The organism is Morganella sp. B601 (assembly GCF_051172335.1).
Classification (GTDB): domain Bacteria; phylum Pseudomonadota; class Gammaproteobacteria; order Enterobacterales; family Enterobacteriaceae; genus Morganella; species Morganella morganii.
The window spans coordinates 165,873-183,785 of sequence record NZ_JBPIZE010000005.1 but is presented as its reverse complement, the minus strand read 5'-3'; the positions used below and the strand labels follow the sequence as shown (position 1 = coordinate 183,785).

At 53.1% G+C, this 17,913-nt stretch carries 13 protein-coding genes; 10 read left to right on the top strand and 3 right to left on the bottom strand.

Features of this window, described 5'->3' with window-relative positions; all coding sequences use genetic code 11:
• The first annotated feature begins 4 nt into the window (after nt 1-4).
• Genes ACSBQN_RS14375 through ACSBQN_RS14365 form a run of 3 tightly spaced genes read left to right on the top strand, consistent with a single transcriptional unit; the run spans nt 5 to nt 4,004 of the window.
• A complete protein-coding gene (locus ACSBQN_RS14375; RefSeq protein ID WP_024472724.1) occupies nt 5-2,584 on the top strand; it encodes a molybdopterin-dependent oxidoreductase in 2,580 nt (859 codons plus the stop codon).
• An 11-nt stretch (nt 2,585-2,595) separates the two neighbouring features.
• Nucleotides 2,596-3,138 (top strand): DMSO/selenate family reductase complex B subunit, encoded by a 543-nt coding sequence (locus ACSBQN_RS14370; protein ID WP_004238898.1) that lies wholly within the window; start codon nt 2,596-2,598, stop codon nt 3,136-3,138.
• Nucleotides 3,139-3,149: 11 nt separating this feature from the next.
• Nucleotides 3,150-4,004 carry a dimethyl sulfoxide reductase anchor subunit family protein gene (locus ACSBQN_RS14365; protein WP_024472723.1) on the top strand — a complete coding sequence of 285 codons (855 nt, stop codon included), beginning with the start codon at nt 3,150-3,152 and terminating at the stop codon, nt 4,002-4,004.
• Between the two features lie 51 nt (nt 4,005-4,055).
• Here the strand turns inward: ACSBQN_RS14365 and ACSBQN_RS14360 are convergent, their stop codons facing one another.
• The 3 genes from ACSBQN_RS14360 to mtnN all read right to left on the bottom strand — a co-directional run bounded on the left by ACSBQN_RS14360 (nt 4,056) and on the right by mtnN (nt 6,739).
• On the bottom strand, nt 4,056-5,024 hold the full coding sequence (locus ACSBQN_RS14360) for a macro domain-containing protein (protein ID WP_354632924.1): 969 nt from the start codon (nt 5,022-5,024) through the stop codon (nt 4,056-4,058).
• Between the two features lie 210 nt (nt 5,025-5,234).
• On the bottom strand, nt 5,235-6,041 hold the full coding sequence (gene btuF / locus ACSBQN_RS14355; RefSeq protein WP_434991728.1) for a vitamin B12 ABC transporter substrate-binding protein BtuF: 807 nt from the start codon (nt 6,039-6,041) through the stop codon (nt 5,235-5,237).
• Nucleotides 6,038-6,739, bottom strand: coding sequence for a 5'-methylthioadenosine/S-adenosylhomocysteine nucleosidase (mtnN, locus tag ACSBQN_RS14350; RefSeq protein ID WP_004235964.1), 702 nt, complete (start codon nt 6,737-6,739; stop codon nt 6,038-6,040). Before mtnN ends, btuF begins: the two co-directional genes overlap by 4 nt.
• 115 nt (nt 6,740-6,854) lie before the next feature.
• Here mtnN and dgt point away from each other — a divergent pair, with 115 nt between their 5' ends.
• The 7 genes from dgt to eno all read left to right on the top strand — a co-directional run bounded on the left by dgt (nt 6,855) and on the right by eno (nt 17,724).
• Nucleotides 6,855-8,366 carry a dGTPase gene (dgt, locus tag ACSBQN_RS14345; RefSeq protein WP_024472720.1) on the top strand — a complete coding sequence of 504 codons (1,512 nt, stop codon included), beginning with the start codon at nt 6,855-6,857 and terminating at the stop codon, nt 8,364-8,366.
• A gap of 209 nt (nt 8,367-8,575) precedes the next feature.
• Nucleotides 8,576-9,697: a glutamate-cysteine ligase family protein gene (locus ACSBQN_RS14340; protein WP_214167808.1), complete on the top strand. Its 1,122-nt coding sequence runs from the start codon at nt 8,576-8,578 to the stop codon at nt 9,695-9,697.
• 346 nt (nt 9,698-10,043) lie between these two features.
• On the top strand, nt 10,044-11,426 hold the full coding sequence (gene rlmD, locus ACSBQN_RS14335) for a 23S rRNA (uracil(1939)-C(5))-methyltransferase RlmD (RefSeq protein ID WP_080740636.1): 1,383 nt from the start codon (nt 10,044-10,046) through the stop codon (nt 11,424-11,426).
• 9 nt (nt 11,427-11,435) lie between these two features.
• Nucleotides 11,436-13,670, top strand: coding sequence for a GTP diphosphokinase (gene relA / locus ACSBQN_RS14330; protein WP_024472717.1), 2,235 nt, complete (start codon nt 11,436-11,438; stop codon nt 13,668-13,670).
• Nucleotides 13,671-13,702: 32 nt separating this feature from the next.
• A complete protein-coding gene (mazG, locus tag ACSBQN_RS14325; protein WP_004235958.1) occupies nt 13,703-14,491 on the top strand; it encodes a nucleoside triphosphate pyrophosphohydrolase in 789 nt (262 codons plus the stop codon).
• A 223-nt stretch (nt 14,492-14,714) separates the two neighbouring features.
• Entirely contained in the window at nt 14,715-16,352 is a 1,638-nt protein-coding gene (pyrG, locus tag ACSBQN_RS14320; protein WP_004235957.1) for a glutamine hydrolyzing CTP synthase, read from the top strand.
• Between the two features lie 73 nt (nt 16,353-16,425).
• Nucleotides 16,426-17,724 (top strand): phosphopyruvate hydratase, encoded by a 1,299-nt coding sequence (gene eno / locus ACSBQN_RS14315; RefSeq protein ID WP_004235956.1) that lies wholly within the window; start codon nt 16,426-16,428, stop codon nt 17,722-17,724.
• Nucleotides 17,725-17,913: the final 189 nt, after the last annotated feature.

Sequence of the window (17,913 nt, the reverse complement as noted above, 5' to 3'; positions counted from 1 at the left end):
AGCAATGTCAGACAGACAGAAAACCGGCGTAACCCGCCGTTCATTTCTGAAATGGACGTCGGCGGCATCCGCCATGGCGGCACTGCCGTTAAGCAGACAACTTCACGCGGCCACCCCGGCACCGGCACAGGCCACCTCTGCGGCAGCGCCTGCCGCCAAAGGGCAGTGGAAACCTGTCGCCTGCTGGCATAACTGCGGCGGGCGCTGTGTTAACAAAGCACTGGTGGCCGATGGTGTGGTGGTCAGACAAAAAACTGATGATGTGGTGGCGGATTCCCCTGACTTCCCGCAGCAGCGCGGGTGTCTGCGCGGGCGTTCCCAGCGTAAACAGGTGTTCGGGGCCGATCGCCTGAAATACCCGATGAAACGCAAAAACTGGGCACCGGGCGGCGGGGACAAAACGCTGCGCGGACGTGACCAGTGGGTGCGTATCAGCTGGGACGAAGCACTGGATATTGTAGCCTCTGAAACCAAACGTATCACCGGACAATACGGCAATGAATCTCTGTGGGTCACCGGCGGTAACGGCACGGATTTTCAGAGTGTGTTCTCCGCCGCCGGGGGTTTTACCGGCGACTGGGGCACCACCTCCTGGGGCGCATGGTTTGAAACCCCGGCTCATCTTGGGCTGCTGGAGGGATTCTACACCTTCGGCACCAATGACCGTTTTGATATGCGCAACTCACAGCTGATTGTGATGTGGGGCGCGAACCCGGCGTGGTCCAGCCCGGGCAGCCCGACTTATAACTATTATCAGGCGAAAAAAGCCGGGGCGCGTTTTATCAGTATCGACCCGAGCTATACCGCCACCGCAGAACTGATGGATGCGGACTGGTATCCGATCAACCCGGGTACAGACCACGCGCTGGCACTGGGGATTATGCATGCGCTGCTGGAGATGGACAGCCCGGAGAATCCGCTGATCGATTGGGAATTCCTGCGCCGCTGCACCGTCGGTTTTGATGAGAGCAATATGCCGTCAGGGGCGGATCCGAAGAAAAACTTTAAGGATTATCTGCTCGGCACCTACACCGGCAAACCGACCACGCCGGAATGGGCGGCGGATATCTGTGGTATTTCTGCATCGGACATCCGCTCGCTCGCGCGTCAAATCGGCGGCACACAGCGTGTGGCGCTGTTAACCGGCTGGGCACCGGCGCGTATTCATAACGGAGAGGGATGGGTTCAGGCATTCTCAACACTCGGGTTTATGACCGGGCATATGGGCCGTCCGGGCCGCATGACCGGCGCGTGCTGTCACTATGCCGCCGGGAACAACGGTACCCGTCTGGTGATGGCCGGTGCGAACGGCTTACCGGCAGTGAAAAACCCGGTTACTCTGAAAATCAACCACAACGAACTGAACCGTGCCCTGCTGGAGAAAAAATTCCGTCAGCGCGGCGTGGGGGATGTGGATGCCAATATTCAGATGATTTTCCATCCGTTTAACGCCACCTTACAGACCCGCGCCAACATTATGCAGGGAATCGAGGCTTACCGCAGCGGCGTGGAATTTATCGCGACTGCAGCCTATGTCCCGCATACCTGTGCGAAATATTCCGATGTGATCCTGCCGGTGACAACCGAGTGGGAGCGCGAGGGAACCATTCTTAACCCGAGTAACCGTGAAGTCATCATTGCTGCGGTGAATGTGACTCAGCCGCTGTATGAAGCGAAAAGCGACCAGTGGATCGCCAAAGAGCTGGGTAAACGTCTGGGTGTCAATGTGGATGAGATCTTCCCGATCTCCGAAAAACAGCAGTTCTTCAATAAACTCAACGGCGCAACCATTATTGCCGAAGACGGTGTCACCAAAGCACCGCTGTTTACCATCACTCAGGCGGATATTGATGAGTGGCAGGTAACCGGAACGCCGCAGGAAGGGCGCATCACGCTGAATGAATTCCTGACCAAAGGGAAGTATCAGGTAGAACGCACCCCGGATGATAATTACGGCTATATCGCGTATGAGGACTTTATCCGCGATCCGGTGGCGAATCCGCGCCCGACACCGAGCGGTAAGTTTGAAATCTACTGCGAAACCCTGGTGGAGAAAGCGAAAGAGTGCGGCTGGACAGAATTACCGCCGATCGCCGAATACATCCCGTCAGCGAGCGGCTATGAAGCCAGCTTTAAAGATTTCAGCAAAAAAGAGAAAGGGGATTATCCGTTCCAGGTTTATAACCCGCACTATCTGCGCCGTTCACACAGTACCCTGGATAACGTGCCGTGGCTGCGCGAGCAGTGGCCGAGCCCGATCTACATTAATGCCTCCGATGCCAGACGTCTGGATATTAAACAGGGCGAAACCGTCCTTGTGACCAGCCCGCAGGGCAAAATTCTGCGTCCGGCACTGGTAACCCAGACCATGAAACCGGGTGTGGTTGCACTGCCGCACGGCAGCTGGACCAATGTGGATGAAACCACCGGGATTGATATGGCCGGGGCGGATAACACCCTGACCATTCAGGTACCGACCGGGCTGGGTACCTCCGGGTGGAACACGATGCTGTGTAATATCGAAAAATGGCACGGTGAGCAATTAACTGACGATGCGCGTCTGCCGCAGCGGATTATCGGATAAGGGGCACAGACATGGATAACCAAGTTGGATTTTATATAAATGTCGCCGCCTGCATCGGGTGCAAAACCTGTGTTGTGGCGTGCAAGGATAAGAACGATCTCGAGGTCGGGCGTAATTTCCGCCGTGTGTATGATATCGAGGCCGGGGAATATCCGCGCCCGCGCCGCTGGCATCTCTCCATTGCCTGTAACCATTGTGACGATCCGCAGTGCGTCAGCCATTGTCCGACAACCGCAATGCATAAGCGGGAAGAGGACGGGGTGGTGCTGGTGGATCATGATAAGTGTGTGGGCTGCCGCTACTGTACCTGGGCCTGTCCGTATGAAGCGCCGCAGTTTGATCCGGCGATCGGTATGATGACCAAATGTGATACCTGTCTGGATCTGCGGGAGCAGGGCGGTAATCCGATGTGTGTGGATTCCTGTCCGATGCGCGCCATTGAGTTTGGTCTGATCAGTGAACTGCGCAAAAAATACGGCACCAATGCCGATATCGGCGGTCTGCCGAACTCATCCATTACCCGGCCGAACCTGGTTGTCGGCACCAAAGGATAAGGAGAATTATCATGCATGAACTGCCTCTTGTTATATTCACCTTATTTATGCAGGCTTCGGTCGGCTGCCTGGTGATCACGCTGCTTTGTTATTTCCGTCTGTTCGGCTGCACGGATGCCCGCACCGGGATGAAATGGGTGCGTGTTCCGCTGGTTGCTTCTTTCCTGCTGGGCTGTGTCGGCTTACTCGGCTCCCTGTTCCATATGGGGAATCCGTTCCATATGTTTTACACCATGCTGCACGTCTCGACCTCGTGGATGAGCCGTGAAGTCTGGGCGACCGCCATTTATATGGCGCTGCTGTTCTTCAGTGTCGCGCTGCTGCTGTTAAAACAGAAGGTGAACGGCTTTCTGCTGCTGTTAAGTGCGGCGGCGGGGCTGGTGTATATGTATGCGATGTCCGCACTGTATGCGAATACCCTGTTTAACCTGTGGGGCGGGCTGTTTACCTATGCCGGATTCTTCGGCACGGTGCTGCTGACCGGCGGGATGATCGCTGGTCTGCTGCTGGTGACAGCGCTGGGCTTTGCCCGTGAGGATGTGCTGATTCAGCGTGTGGTGAAAATTTCCCTCGCTGCCGGTGTGGCCGGACTGTTGCTGATGCTGCTGGGCGCATTGTCACTGCTCGGCAATATCGGTGAGCCAATTTACGCCGGGATGACACCGCGAGCCATGCCGGAAGGGCTGCTGAACCTGAATATCATCCGCGTGGTGCTGATCGGGCTGGGGATGTTCTTTGCCGGTCGCCTGCTGTGCCAGAAAAATGCACAGGTCACTAACGGCACACTGCTGATGGCACTGGCGGCCATCTGTGTATTTGCCGGTGAAGCGGTTGGTCGTGTGGTGTTCTTCTCACTCGGCGCGTAATACGCTGCATGAAACAAAAAATCCGGACGTGAGAGCGTCCGGATTTTTTTATCAGCGGGTCAGAATCACATCCCCTAAGATATTGTCTTTCAGCAGACCGCCGTTTTTCGCCCGGAACAGCACAAAATCAATATCCCGTGCCTGATAGCGATCACGCAGAATAGTAGTGATCTCTTTGATCGCCTTACCCTGCAGTAATCCGTCAATCATCATCGCCGGCAGCAGAGACTGGTCACTGTAGGTCAGCGGATTGAGCGACCCCATTACCCGGTTAAGATAGTGATCAAAGACCGGCAGCGGGTTTTCCGGATGTTCGCGGTTCAGTTTAATCTGCACGTCGATCACGGTATTAAAATCAAGACCGTAATGAGCAATCCGGTCGCGCAGATCATTAACATAGCGATCAACATCATCGGAATAGAGGGTACTGATGGTGTCGCTGAAATTAAACAGATTCATGCCGTTCAGGCGTTGCAGAATATACAGGGCAATATAAAGATTGTAGCGTGACGGGATCAGCAGACAGTTATCAATCCACCAGACCAGCACATGATGCGGGCTGATGCTGTCATCAATATATTTGACCGGCGGATAGATCATTATTTCTGTATCACTTAATTCACCGAGGTGCGTCTGGATCAGATTATCCACCTGACGCCACTCCAGCCCGCCGCTGCCGCAGCCGAGTGCCGGAATTGCCACGGATTTCAGCCCCTGTTTTTTAATCAGGGCTTTCAGTTCACGCAGATCACTTTCGATAAATTCATAACCGGAAGGTGAATCCCATTTATTCCGGGTCGGGAAATTAATAATTTTACGGCCGTGTTCATCAGTCACTGATAACTGGCCGGCACCTATTTTATTTTCTTTGCATAAAGCTTCATAGGCGCGCGCATTTACCGGATAATCCAGTCTGAACTGATAGGCAATCCCTTTTCCCATAACGCCCTGACAATTAACGGCATTTACCAGTGACTGAGCATCAGATCTCAGTAAATCACCTTTGAGATATTTAATCATCGTTACAGTCCGTTTCTTTATTCAGTCTGTGACATTGTCGCCTGCTCCGGCGCTGACGGGTATCGGAATCTTCTCGGGTTTACGGAATAATAATAGTCGCGGGAAAATAAGTAATAATAACAGGAAAGATAAAGCTGAATTAAATACAGAAAAATAAAAAAAGAATATGCCGCATAATAAGCGGCATATTATTAACATGATATATTCATATCAGGTGTTATTTATTTTCTCACATAATTCTTCTGCAGCTTTTAACAGCCGGGGCGTGCCGCGCTGGAACCAGTCGGCATTAATCGTAATCACCGGCACATCAAGCTGCGGAGACCAGAAGCGCTTTACATTTTCCACTTCGCGGTCATCTCCGGAGATAAGGATCATGTCCGGTCTGCGGGTCAGTACCTGCTCACGGTTGACCTGCGGCCAGGGCACCGGGCTGTCGGCAAACACGTTTTTACCCCGGCACAGGGTCACCACTTCACTTTGCAGGGTGGTGCCGGACGCGGTGAAAATCGGGTTCTGACCAAACTGGAGAAAAATCAGTTTCTCCGGTTTATCGCCGTAGCGGGTTTTCAGGGCGTCAATCCCGTGGCGCATATCGGCAGCCGCTTTTTCCGCCAGTGCCGGTTGCGGGCTGTAAGGCGCGAGGCGATCCAGATCATCCGCAATTTCATCAAGATTGCGCGGATCGAAATACTCGACTTTGATGCCGAGATGCTCCAGCTGGCTCAGCGGGCGCTGCGGGTTGCCGCCGCGCCAGGCCATGATCAGATCCGGTTTCAGGGCAATAATGCGCTCAAGGTTCAGTCCCTGCCAGCTGGATACCTGTTCAATGTTTTTCGCTTCCGGCGGGTAATCCGCGTTAGCACTGGCGCCGACCAGGTTATCCCCCAGACCGGCGGCATACGCTATCTCCGCCAGTGACGGAGAGAGCGCGATCACTCTCTGTGCCGCGGCCTGTGCCCCGCAGGTGGCCAGCAAAAGCAGCAACCCGGCGAGGTGCAATGACGATTTTATCATTTCAGTGAATCAATATTGGCGAGGATTTCCGCTACCATCAGAGATGATTGCTTTGCTGCCAGCGGCAGAAACTCATCAAAGCTGAGGTGCGAGGCTTTATCTGCCACGTCAGAGATAGCGCGGACCACCACAAACGGTACCTGATACTGATGGCAGACGTGGCCGACAGCCGCACATTCCATTTCCACTGCTATTACTGACGGGAAGGTGGTACGGATACGCGCCAGCGGCTCTGCGCCGTTGATAAAGGCATCACCGCTGCAAATCAGGCCGCGCACGGCGTTCAGGCCGAGAGTCTGAATGCATTTTTCAGTCAGTGCGATAAGACCGGCATCAGCAATAAAGGCCGGCGGGCATTGTGCCATCTGGCCCGGTTCATAACCGAAGGCAGTCACATCCGCATCGTGATAACGGACTTCCGAGGAGACAACAATATCGCCGACATTCAGATGCGGGGCGAGGCCACCGGCAGAACCGGTATTAATCACCACGTCCGGTTTGCACAGCTCCAGCAGCAGAGTGGTACCGATCGCTGCGGCGACTTTGCCGATACCGGATTTGAGCAGTGCAACATCAACACCGTTAATCTGACCGGTATAGATTTCGCAGCCGCCGTGGCGGAGGGTCTGCATGTTGGTAATCTGATCACGCAGCAGGGTTACTTCCTGCTCCATCGCACCTATGATACCGACTTTCATTATGTCATACTCCATGAATAGAAATTGAACTGCATAATAACGGATTAGCAACAGTTTATCACTGAATCCCGGCGGGTGGTGTCTTTTCCCGTGCGGATAAGAAGACGGAGGCGACGTGCCGGTTATTGATTTTAAAAAGAAGCTGAATTTTCACCGCCAGTTTGGTGCTTCTGCGGAGGGATCCGCACAAGAGTTTTTGGTGAATCAGGCATTTGAAAGCGATCGTGGCCGTATTATCAATTCTGCCGCTGTCCGTCGTCTGCAACAGAAAACCCAGGTGTTTCCGCTGGAGCAGAATTCCGCCGTCCGCAGCCGTCTCACACACTCCCTGGAAGTGCAGCAGGTCGGGCGCTATATCGCCAAAACGATCCTCAGTCAGCTGAAACAATCACAAAAGCTGGAAGAATACGGCCTGGATGAGCGTACGGATGCCTTTGAAAGTGTGGTTGAAATGGCGTGTCTGATGCATGACATCGGCAACCCGCCGTTCGGGCATTTCGGGGAGGCGGCGATTCAGAAATGGTTCAGTAATCTGCTGGGCGAGCCGCAGACCGGAGATGAGGATAACTGTCAGATTGCCGCACTGCGCCTGACCGGCTCACCGCAGGCGGACCATCTGCGCTGTCAGCTGCGTCGTGATTTGTGCCTGTTTGAGGGGAATGCCCAGGGAATGCGGATGGCACACCATCTGCTGAAACTGAATCTGACATTTGCCCAGATAGGCAGTGTGCTGAAATATACCCGTCCTGCCTGGCAGTTAGAGCCGGTGCCGGAGGAGTTCGATTATCTCACCAAAAAACCGGGCTATTACTGGTCTGAAAATACCCTGATTCAGCGGCTGCGTGATGAATTACAGCTCGGCGAGTTCTGCCGTTTTCCGCTCAGTTATATTATGGAAGCGGCGGATGATATCTCGTATTGCATTGCGGATCTGGATGATGCGGTGGAGAAAGGTATTCTGACCCCGGATACCCTGGTGACCTATCTGCGCCAGGAGTGGCAGGCGCTGGAAGGCTCTGCGGATTCCGCGCTGTTCCGCGATACCGTTGAGCAGGCGTATCAGTCGCTTACCCGCAGTCAGCACCGCAGCCCGCAGGATCAGTTTTTTATGTATCTGCGGGTTTATATCACCAATAAACTGGTGCCGTACACTGCGCAGCGCTTTATTGATAATCTGCCCGCCGTGTTTGCGGGTACTTATAATCAGGCGCTGCTGGAAGATAAAAGTGAAGAGCACCGTCTGCTGAAAACCCTGAAACGGGTCGCGTTTAAATATGTGTTTACCCATCACGAAGTGGAAGAGCTGGAATTACAGGGATTCCGGATCATCAACGGTCTGCTGGATTTCTACCGGCCGCTGTTAATGATGCCGCAGGCGGATTTCGCCGATCTGGTCCGTGAAAACTTTCACAAACACTATTTTATCGAAACGCGGCTGTTACATAAGTTGTCACGCAAGCAGCGGGCGGCTTACGGGGAAGCTGTTGCCGCACTGGCAGATAAACCGCAGGAAGAGCAGACCATCCTGGAATTTTATTACCGCGCCCGGCTGATTCAGGATTATATCAGCGGTATGACCGACCATTACGCTTACGAAGAATTCCGGCGTTTCTCCGTTTGTCAGTAAGCTGCTGATTAATGGCAGCACTTTAGCACAAATGACCTGACAATTCCGGTTCAATATTACCGGAATTGTTGCTACGATTAATCCGCAGGTGTTGCTGAAATAGATTCACTGTATTCGGTAGCGGATCTGTTCATCATATTGTCGCAGCCTGAATTCGTTTCAGGGACTATGCCGTCGCACCAAAAGTATTAACCGGGATTACATCACGTATGCAAAAAGAGTATCGGGTCGGGATTGAATTTGAATATTGGCTGACACAGTACCGGAATAAAAGTGCCGCCGGTATTAAATCCTTTGACAATATTACCCTGTCAGAGCTGACACCTGCACTGAATAACCGCCCGGGGATGGATGATGCCTCGCTGCATAAGGGTGATGCGGGTATTAAAGCCGGTTACTGGTATGTTGAGGGCGATGAGCGGTTTTCACCGGAAGGCAAACTCATTGCCCAGGTTATCAAAGGGATAGAAATCCGCACGCCACCGGCAAAGTCGGTGACAGCGGCACTGGATTCCCTGCAGATCATTGAAGCGCAACTGAGTGAACGCCTGAAAGCGTGCGGGCTGGGGCTGGCAATCAGTGCTTATCATCCGGTTTCGCCGCGCTATCAGTTTAATCCGCCGCTGAATGCATGGGAAAAAGCGTTCCGTGAGGAGCACGCCGCTTTCCGCCACGCCGATCTGGTAATGCAGACCTGCGGTCCGGATATCAATATTTCCGTGCCGGAAATGAGTGACGCCCGTGTTGTGCATGCGGTTGAAAAACTGACGTTCTTCGCACCGTATCTGGTGGCGCTTTCGCTGAACGGCCCGCTGGAAAACGGGCAGTTATGGGGCGGCTTATCGCGCCGTACCGCACTGCGCAGTTGTCACCGTCCGGCCTGTAAAGGGTTCCTGACCAACTCGGCGGTGTATCCGCATGACTTTATTTATCCGGCACGTAACGAGGGTGAGCACGGACGGATTGAATTCAAAGCGTTCGATGCGGTTCCGGACCCTGCGCTGATGGGCGCATTCTGTGCGTGGATCCTCGGGCTGGTGCTGGATGATACCATTTCCTTTAATTACGGCGTACAGCCGGACGCCCGCTTTAATGCGATTGCCTGCGAACCGTTTGCTGACCTGACCGTTTCCACGGTGGTTGAGACACTGCTTATCGCCGCCCGGCGCGCACTGGAGCAGCATGGTCTGCTGAATGAAGCGGCGCGGCTGCAGTTACTCAGTGGACGTCTGGCAAACAGAATGACCCCGGCGGATGAAATGATCACCCGTTTCCTGGTCAGCGGGGAGTTAATGCATTTCGGCGGATTGTGGCCGGAGCAGGATGCATAACGCTGTCATATCAGGATACATTTTTATTTCCGGTAACAATAAACCGTTATTTTTTAAATAACGGTTTTTTTTGTGCTAAAAAATCAGCACCGGTAAGTTCATGTAAATTTATTATTTATCAGCGGCTGATATTGCGTATTATTCAGCGGATAGTGCGGTATCAGGCATTATAAATAATGAAACCGGCAGCACTGATGTGTAACGATAAATATCATTTATCCTTTTAACAAATAGTGCTGAGGCACTATCCGGCAGTATGGTATAATCAGCGCCACGCATTTTTAACCGGTTCATGACGTGTTATTTGCAGTGTATCCGAAGAATCCGTTGGTCAATACGCTGCTTTATGGGAAAATCACCGGCCTCACAGACAACGTTTTTTATCATTATGGCGCAATTTTATTCTCAGCCCCGTCAGACCCCGCGGCAGTCCCGGACTGTCACTGTCACCGCTGACTCTCTCGATGCCCTCGGGCAGGGCATTGCCCGCCTTCAGGGAAAAACTGTTTTTATCCCGGATCTGATGCCGGGTGAGTCCGCACAGGTCAGGCTGACGGAAGAAAAGCGTCACTATGCCAAAGGCAGTGTGGTGAAACGCCTGTCTGATAGCCCGGCGCGCCGCAAACCGGTCTGCCGTCATTTCGGGCAGTGCGGCGGCTGCCAGCAGCAGCACATTCCGGTTGCTATGCAGCGGGAAACCAAAGCGGCGTATCTCGCGTATCTGCTGACCCGCGAAACGGGTGAGGCGTGCGGTGAGGTTCCTGTTCTGAGCGGAGAAGAGTACGGCTACCGCCGCCGGGCGCGGCTGGCGCTGGTGTATTCCCCGAAAACAAAACAGCTGACCATGGGATTCCGTCAGGCGCAGAGCAAATCAACCGTTGCTGTCACACAGTGTCCGGTGCTGGTTCCGCGTCTGGAGGCATTACTGGTACCCTTACAGCGCTGTCTGTCGTCTCTGGCCGCCGCACCGGAACTCGGTCACGCGGAACTGGCGGATACCGAAAGCGGTCCGCTGCTGGTGCTGCGTCATCTGGCACCGCTCAGCGATGCGGATTTGTCCGCACTGACAGCGTTTTGTGCTGAACACAATACCGCGCTTTATCTGCAGGGCAGTGCCGGTGCACCGCCTGTGGCAGTTTGTGCGCCGTATCCTCCGCATTACGCGGTAGCCGGGTTAAAATTACAGTTCAGCCCGCAGGATTTTATCCAGGTGAACGGTGCCCTGAATGAGCTGATGGTGGCGCAGGCGCTGAACTGGTTGGAGCTGACAAAACACGATCGCGTGTTAGATCTCTTCTGCGGGATGGGCAATTTTACGCTGCCGGTGGCGGAACGCGCCGGTGAGGTTGTCGGGGTGGAAGGCGTGGACGCGCTGGTCCGCACGGCACGGGAGAATGCCCGTCTCAATAATCTGGCGAATGCCGCATTTTATCACGCGGATTTGTCGCAGGATATTACCGGAGAGCCGTGGGCGGCTTCCGGGTTTAACAAAGTATTACTGGATCCGGCTCGTGCCGGGGCGGCTGAGATTATGCCGCATATTGTTGCGCTTTCCCCTGAGCGCATCGTTTATGTTTCCTGCAATCCCACAACACTTGCAAGGGATAGTCAGGTTCTGCATGGTGCCGGGTATCACCGGAATGCTGTCCGTATGCTGGATATGTTTCCGCAAACCGGCCATTTGGAGTCGATGGTGCTTTTCACAAAGACACCACCGGTCAGTCAGTAGGGAGAATGTATGGTCGCGGTAAGAAGTGCGCATTTAACACCGGCCGGTGAGTTTGACCCGGCACACTGGATTAACAGCCTCGGGCTGCATAACCCGGTGACGGGTGAAAAACTGGAAGAGGTCTGGCATTACTGTCATCAGAAGGTTGATGGACATCAGGATGCGGCGCTGTTGCTCGGGCGCGGTATTGAGATGGTGGAGATTTTATCCACCCTCAGTATGGATCTCGACAGTCTGCGCGCAGCGTTGCTTTTTCCGCTGGCCGAAGCGGAGATCCTCGGAGAGGAAGAGATAAGCGAAGCCTTTGGTCCCGCTATCTGGCTGCTGGTCAAAGGTGTGATGGATATGGATGCTATCCGTCAGCTCAAAGCCACTCATAATGACGAAACCAGTTCGGTGCAGGTGGATAACATCCGCCGTATGCTGCTCTCCATGGTGGAAGATTTCCGCTGCGTGGTTATCAAGCTGGCGGAGCGGATAGCCCATCTGCGCGAAGTGAAAGATGCCGGTGAGGACGAGCGCGTTCTGGCCGCCAAAGAGTGTTTCAATATTTATGCCCCGCTGGCGAACCGCCTCGGGATCGGGCAACTGAAATGGGAGCTGGAGGATTACTGCTTCCGTTATCTGCACCCGGATGACTACAAACGCATTGCCAGCCTGCTGCATGAGCGCCGTCTTGACCGCGAAGAGTATATTGATAACTTTGTCACGACCCTGCGCAACGACATGAAAGAAGAGGGCATTCAGGCCGAGATCTACGGACGGCCGAAGCATATCTACAGTATCTGGCGCAAGATGCAGAAAAAATCGCTCTCCTTTGATGAGCTGTTTGATGTCCGCGCTGTGCGGATTGTGGTGGAGCGTCTTCAGGACTGCTACGCCGCGCTCGGGATTGTTCACACCCATTTCCGTCATCTGCCGGATGAGTTTGATGACTATGTGGCGAACCCGAAACCGAACGGCTATCAGTCGATTCATACCGTGGTGCTGGGTCCGGCGGGCAAAACCCTGGAAATTCAGATCCGCACCCGGCAGATGCATGAGGATGCGGAACTCGGCGTTGCTGCGCACTGGAAATACAAAGAAGGTACTGCGGGCGGCGGGAAAACCGGCAGTTACGAAAACCGTATCGCCTGGCTGCGTAAACTGATCGCGTGGCAGGAAGAGATGGCCGATTCCGGCGAAATGCTGGATGAAGTGCGCAGTCAGGTGTTTGATGACCGCGTTTACGTCTTTACCCCGAAAGGGGATGTGGTGGATTTACCGGCCGGCTCCACGCCGCTCGATTTCGCCTACCATATCCACAGTGATGTGGGTCACCGCTGCATCGGTGCAAAAATCGGCGGCCGTATTGTGCCGTTCAGTTATCAGTTGCAGATGGGCGATCAGATTGAAGTGATCACCCAGAAACAGCCGAACCCGAGCCGTGACTGGCTGAACCCGAATCTGGGGTATGTCACCACCAGCCGGGGCCGCGCCAAGATCCATAACTGGTTCCGTAAACAGGATCGCGATAAAAATATTATCGCCGGGCGGCAGATGCTGGACAACGAACTGGCCGCGCAGGATATCAGCCTGAAAGAGGCGGAAAAACTGCTGATTGCCCGTTATAACGTTCACTCGCTGGATGAAGTGCTGGCCGGTATTGGTGTGGGTGATATCCGCATTAACCAGTTGTCGAATTACCTGCAAAGCAAACTGAACAAGCCGACAGCGGAAGAAGCCGACCGCGAGGCTCTGAAAACTCTGGAAAAAACCCCGCCGGCCAAACCGGCACCGGCTCACCAGAGCAGCGGCCGTATTGTGGTTGAGGGCGTCGGTAACCTGATGCATCACATCGCCCGCTGCTGCCAGCCGATTCCGGGGGATGATATCGTCGGCTTTATCACCAAAGGCCGGGGGATTTCCATCCACCGTGCGGATTGCGAACAGCTGGCGGAATTGCAGGAACAGGCACCTGAGCGTCTGGTGGAAGCGGTCTGGAGTGCGAGTTACTCCAGCGGCTATTCCCTGGTGGTGCGGGTGGTGGCGAATGACCGCAGCGGCCTGCTGCGCGATATCACCACCATTCTGGCCAACGAGAAAGTCAATGTTCTCGGAGTGCGCAGCCACAGTGATGTGAAACAGCAGATTGCCACCATTGATATGGATATGGAAATCTACAATATCCAGACCCTCAGCCGTGTACTGGCAAAACTGAACCAGCTGCCGGATGTGATTGAGGCAAAACGTCACACTCAGTAAGAAGCAGGAAATCATATTCAGGAATTAATCACATGTCTGTATCAGTTGAGCGCCTGCTGGCGATCATGTCGCAGTTACGCGACCCGGAAAACGGCTGTCCGTGGGACAAAGCGCAAACTTATGCCACTATCGCCCCTTACACCCTGGAAGAGACCTATGAGGTTCTGGACGCGATTGAGCGGGCAGATTTTGACGATCTGAAAGGTGAGTTAGGTGACTTATTATTTCAGGTGGTGTTTTACGCGCAGATGGCGAAAGAAGAGGGGCGTTTTGATTTTGAGGATATCGCTGCCGCTGTCAGTGACAAACTGACCCGCCGCCACCCGCATATTTTTGCCCGTGAGCAGGGGATCGGCGCGGAAGCGGCCATTTCCGGCTGGGAGCAGCGAAAAAGTGCTGAACGTGCTGAAAAATCACAATATTCCCTGTTGGATGATATCCCGGCAACACTGCCCGCCCTGATGCGTGCCTATAAAATTCAGAAACGCTGTGCGTCTGCTGGGTTTGACTGGGATACACTCCCGCCGGTGCTCGGTAAGGTGTACGAGGAACTGGATGAGGTGATGGAGGAAGTGAATCAGCCGCAGGTGAATGATGAGCGCGTGGCTGAAGAGTTGGGTGATTTGCTGTTTGCGGTGGTGAATTTTTCCCGTCATCTGGGACATAAACCGGAAATGGTGTTACAAAAAGCCTGCCGTAAGTTTGAGAACCGTTTTCGTCAGGTGGAGAGCGATATTGCCGCCCGCGGACTGACCATGGAATCAGCAACACTTGATGAAATGGAGAAAAGTTGGCAGGATGTTAAATCCCGTGAGGGGTAAGCTTAATGCTTTCAGCTAATGATTTTACCGGAGAATGAAAAGTTTTTTATAAAATGTAAGACGTTGATTAGTTAGTGTAAAAAGGCGGTTTTTACCGCCCCGGGAGCGACGGATAACCGAAAAGAGGTGACGAGATTATTTGTCGCCAAAATAAGGTTAGGGTATACTATTTTCCCGTCCTGTTATATCCATCATCTATTACACCTAAACTTTCAGGTTCAGCATGAAAACTAATTATATTTTTGTGACCGGCGGGGTCGTATCCTCTCTGGGTAAAGGCATTGCCGCAGCCTCTTTAGCGGCTATACTCGAAGCCCGTGGACTCAATGTCACCATGATGAAACTGGATCCGTACATCAACGTCGATCCGGGAACCATGAGCCCGACCCAACACGGGGAAGTTTTCGTCACCAACGACGGCGCTGAAACTGATCTCGACTTAGGTCACTACGAGCGCTTCATCCGCACCAAAATGACCCGCCGCAATAACTTCACCACCGGACGTGTTTACTCTGAAGTTCTGCGCAAAGAGCGCCGCGGCGACTATCTCGGTGCCACTATTCAGGTTATCCCGCACATCACCAACGAAATCAAAGACCGTATCATCCGTGGCGGTGAAGGTCATGACGTGGTGCTGGTGGAAGTCGGCGGGACTGTCGGTGATATCGAATCACTGCCGTTCCTGGAAGCTATCCGTCAGATGGCGGCGGAAGTCGGCCGTGAACACACCTTATATCTGCATTTGACTTTAGTTCCGTATCTGGCGGCTGCCGGTGAAGTAAAAACCAAGCCGACTCAGCACTCAGTGAAAGAATTATTATCCATCGGTATTCAGCCGGATGTGCTGATTTGCCGTTCAGACAGAGTGATTCCTGCTAACGAACGCGCCAAAATCGCGCTTTTCTGTAACGTTCCTGAAAAAGCAGTGATCAGTCTGAAAGATGTAGATTCCATTTATAAAATCCCCGGCCTCTTGAAATCCCAGGGATTAGATGATTATATCTGTAAACGATTCAGCATTAATGCTCCTGAGGCAGATCTCTCCGAATGGGAGCAGGTGATTTATGAGGAAGCCAATCCGTCAGGTGAAGTCACCATCGGGATGGTCGGCAAATATGTTGAACTGCCGGATGCCTATAAATCCGTTATCGAAGCACTGAAACACGGCGGCCTGAAAAACCGCGTCACTGTGAACATCAAACTGATTGATTCTCAGGATGTGGAAACCCGCGGTACAGAACTGTTACAGGGTCTGGATGCGATTCTGGTGCCGGGCGGCTTCGGTTCCCGTGGTGTGGAAGGCAAGATTATGACTGCCCGCTATGCCCGCGAGAACAACATTCCGTATCTGGGCATTTGCCTGGGGATGCAGGTGGCACTGATTGACTTTGCCCGTAATCTGGCTGGTATGGATGACGCGAACTCCACGGAATTTGATGCTGATTGTAAGTACCCGGTCGTTGCGCTTATCACTGAATGGCGCGATGAAGACGGCAATATTGAAGTCCGCAGCGAAGAGAGCGATCTCGGCGGTACAATGCGTGTCGGCGGTCAGTTATGCCACCTGACGAACAATTCCCTGGTTCGCCGGTTGTACGGCAAAGATGCGATTACTGAACGTCACCGTCATCGTTATGAAGTGAACAACATGTTACTGAAGCGTCTTGAAGATGCGGGTCTGCTGGTTGCGGGCCGTTCAGTGGATAACAAACTGGTGGAAATCATCGAGAACCCGAACCATCCGTGGTTTGTGGCCTGTCAGTTCCATCCGGAGTTCACCTCTACCCCGCGTGATGGTCATCCGCTGTTTGCAGGTTTTGTCAAGGCAGCCTCTGATAACCAGAAAGGTCTGCTAAAATAAGATGTGAGGTGAGTGACCGGCTGTAAGTGCCGGTTACTTATCTGAAAATTTAACTTGTACTGAGGAAAACCTAATGTCCAAAATCGTTAAAGTGATCGGCCGTGAAATCATCGACTCCCGCGGTAACCCTACTGTAGAAGCTGAAGTACACCTGGAAGGCGGTTTTGTGGGTATGGCGGCAGCTCCGTCAGGCGCATCTACCGGTTCCCGTGAAGCGCTGGAACTGCGTGACGGTGATAAATCACGTTTCCTGGGTAAAGGTGTTCTGAAGGCAGTCGGCGCGGTAAATGGTCCGATCGCACAGGCGCTGCTGGGTCAGGATGCCAAAGATCAGGCAAAAGTTGACCAGATCATGATCGACCTGGATGGCACTGAAAACAAATCCAACTTCGGTGCAAACGCGATTCTGGCTGTGTCTCTGGCAAACGCCAAAGCCGCTGCCGCATCAAAAGGTTTACCTCTGTACGCACACATCGCAGAACTGAACGGCACCCCGGGCAAATACTCTATGCCGCTGCCGATGATGAACATCCTGAACGGTGGTGAGCACGCTGATAACAACGTGGACATCCAGGAATTCATGATCCAGCCTGTCGGCGCGCCATCTCTGAAAGAAGCTGTCCGCATGGGTTCTGAAATCTTCCATCACCTGGCAAAAGTGCTGAAAGCGAAAGGCATGAACACCGCTGTGGGTGATGAAGGTGGTTATGCACCAAACCTGGGCTCTAACGCAGAAGCGCTGGCTGATATCAAAGAAGCTGTTAAAGCAGCAGGCTACGAGTTAGGCAAAGACGTTACCCTGGCGATGGACTGTGCAGCATCTGAGTTTTACAACAAAGAAACCGGTATGTATGAACTGAAAGGCGAAGGCCGTACCTTTACCTCTCAGGAATTCACTCACTACCTGGAAGAGCTGACCAAAGAGTATCCGATCGTTTCTATCGAAGATGGTCTGGACGAATCTGACTGGGATGGCTTCGCGTATCAGACTAAAGTCATGGGCGATAAAATCCAGCTGGTCGGTGATGACCTGTTTGTGACCAATACCAAGATCCTGAAAGAAGGTATCGAAAAAGGTATCGTTAACTCCATTCTGATTAAATTCAACCAGATCGGTTCACTGACCGAAACACTGGCTGCTATCAAAATGGCGAAAGACGCCGGTTACACTGCCGTTATCTCTCACCGTTCCGGTGAAACCGAAGATGCCACGATTGCCGACCTGGCTGTCGGTACCGCAGCAGGCCAGATCAAAACCGGTTCTATGAGCCGTTCTGACCGTGTTGCCAAGTACAACCAGCTGATCCGTATCGAAGAAGCGCTGGGCGAACGTGCTCCGTTCCACGGCCGCAAAGAGATCAAAGGTCAGTAATTGTTACTGTTAATGTTAAAAAAGGTGTGTCCGGCGGACACACCTTTTTTTATGTCTGCGTTATCTTATCTTACGAATATTTCCCCGCTTTTTATCCGTTCCCTCAATGACTAAAACTGGTTGTTTACCATGCTATGACAAGTTTTTTTACTTATTCTGTTGCCTCAGATCGCAAAACGGACGATTTGT

What these genes read in the sequence shown, in the direction of transcription:
- ACSBQN_RS14360 (WP_354632924.1), bottom strand. Translation starts at nt 5,024, where the DNA reads ATGATTAAATATCTCAAAGGTGATTTACTGAGATCTGATGCTCAGTCA.
- btuF (WP_434991728.1), bottom strand. Translation starts at nt 6,041, where the DNA reads ATGATAAAATCGTCATTGCACCTCGCCGGGTTGCTGCTTTTGCTGGCC.
- ACSBQN_RS14340 (WP_214167808.1), top strand. Translation starts at nt 8,576, where the DNA reads ATGCAAAAAGAGTATCGGGTCGGGATTGAATTTGAATATTGGCTGACA.
- ACSBQN_RS14365 (WP_024472723.1), top strand. Translation starts at nt 3,150, where the DNA reads ATGCATGAACTGCCTCTTGTTATATTCACCTTATTTATGCAGGCTTCG.
- mtnN (WP_004235964.1), bottom strand. Translation starts at nt 6,739, where the DNA reads ATGAAAGTCGGTATCATAGGTGCGATGGAGCAGGAAGTAACCCTGCTG.
- eno (WP_004235956.1), top strand. Translation starts at nt 16,426, where the DNA reads ATGTCCAAAATCGTTAAAGTGATCGGCCGTGAAATCATCGACTCCCGC.
- ACSBQN_RS14370 (WP_004238898.1), top strand. Translation starts at nt 2,596, where the DNA reads ATGGATAACCAAGTTGGATTTTATATAAATGTCGCCGCCTGCATCGGG.
- relA (WP_024472717.1), top strand. Translation starts at nt 11,436, where the DNA reads ATGGTCGCGGTAAGAAGTGCGCATTTAACACCGGCCGGTGAGTTTGAC.
- pyrG (WP_004235957.1), top strand. Translation starts at nt 14,715, where the DNA reads ATGAAAACTAATTATATTTTTGTGACCGGCGGGGTCGTATCCTCTCTG.
- rlmD (WP_080740636.1), top strand. Translation starts at nt 10,044, where the DNA reads ATGGGAAAATCACCGGCCTCACAGACAACGTTTTTTATCATTATGGCG.
- ACSBQN_RS14375 (WP_024472724.1), top strand. Translation starts at nt 5, where the DNA reads ATGTCAGACAGACAGAAAACCGGCGTAACCCGCCGTTCATTTCTGAAA.
- mazG (WP_004235958.1), top strand. Translation starts at nt 13,703, where the DNA reads ATGTCTGTATCAGTTGAGCGCCTGCTGGCGATCATGTCGCAGTTACGC.